We start from the raw sequence: 1470 nt of genomic DNA on the forward strand, positions 1-1470 counted from the left end.
GGCGGGGTCTATCGGTGGTTGCACCGGCCTGTTCATCAGGAGCCGCAGTGGAGCCCACTGAACCTAGTCCTCGAGTCTTTCGTCATGGCGATGATGTCTTCGACAGAGTCATCGCTCTGCTCAAGCAGGGCATGAGCCTCCGTTGTGCGGCGGTTGCATACGGGGTCTCACTTTCGACCGTGAAGCGTTGGGTACGGAAGTCCCGTACTGGAGATCGGCATGGGCCCCATGGCGCACCCCGACATCCCGGTCGGGAACAGTTTCATCAGCTGCGCCAACAAGGCCGCTCTGTACGTGTAGCGGCGATAGCTGTGGGAGCCTCTGCGACCAGCGGGTACACCTGGGATCGAGAGATCCGTGGTGGCGCCGGCGCGCTGCCCGCCCCTGGTGGTACCCGGGCGTATAACCGGAGAATGCGTGCTCATCAGCTGCTTGCCGGCACCGATACTAATCCCCGGTTCCTCAGCCTTGCCGAGCGGGAGAAGATCCGTGATCTGCGGGCCCTGGGGGCCTCGATGCGGGAGATCGCTTCCCAGCTGGGCAGGCCACATTCGACGATCAGTCGCGAGATCGCTCGTAACAGTGATAGTGCTGGCAGGTACATGCCCTACGGTGCTCAGCGAATGGCTGCACAGCGCCGTGCCCGACCGAAGAGAGCCAAGCTCATCGGGGACTCGCCACTACGTTTGTGGGTGACCCGGAAGCTTTCGCTGCAATGGTCACCGGCTCAGATCAGTGCCACCCTGGTCACAGAGTTCCCCGATGCCCCGGAGATGCGCGTGTGCCCTGAGACGATCTACCAGGCCCTCTACCTGCAAGCCCGCGGCGGGCTGAAGAAGGAAGTCCAGACCGCGTTACGGACTGGACGTACCCGTCGGAAGCCGCAGGGCCAGCAGCGCAGGCCCCGCTCTCTGGGGCAGAACATGATCATGATCAGCGACCGGCCCGCTGAGATCGAGGACCGGTCCGTTCCTGGCCACTGGGAGGGAGACCTGATCATGGGGGCAGGCAACCGCTCGGCCATTGCGACTCTCGTTGAACGCCAGAGCCGCTATGTCATGCTCTGCCATCTGTCTGGGGATCACACCGCTGAGACTGTCGCTGCTGCGGTGACCGCTCAGATCAGCAGATTGCCGCAGCATCTTCGTGGTTCGCTGACCTGGGACCAAGGATCAGAGATGGCACAGCATCACAGGATCACCATCGAAGCTGAACTGCCGGTCTATTTCTGTGATCCCGCCAGCCCCTGGCAACGGGGATCGAACGAGAACACCAACGGGCTGCTGCGTCAATACTTCCCCAAAGGCACAGACCTGGCGGTCCATGGCCCTGAGGACCTTGAACACGTTGCTCACCTGCTCAATGGTCGGCCTCGTAAGACACTTCAGTGGGCCACCCCAGCTGAGAAGATGAGAGACATCATCCTCACCAGCTGACCATCAGCTGGTGCAACGACTCATAGAATCCGCC

General features: G+C 61.9%; 1 protein-coding gene and 1 pseudogene. Both read left to right on the forward strand.

What is annotated here, in order from left to right:
• Window positions 1–47: 47 nt before the first annotated feature.
• Window positions 48–197, forward strand: a pseudogene (locus ABD658_RS15240) (helix-turn-helix domain-containing protein); the annotation flags it as partial.
• 72 nt (window positions 198–269) lie between these two features.
• Window positions 270–1436: an IS30 family transposase gene (locus ABD658_RS15245; protein WP_425574517.1), complete on the forward strand. Its 1167-nt coding sequence runs from the start codon at window positions 270–272 to the stop codon at window positions 1434–1436.
• Window positions 1437–1470 lie beyond the last annotated feature (34 nt).

This window comes from Nesterenkonia aethiopica, from assembly GCF_039534665.1.
GTDB classification, from domain to species: domain Bacteria; phylum Actinomycetota; class Actinomycetes; order Actinomycetales; family Micrococcaceae; genus Nesterenkonia; species Nesterenkonia aethiopica.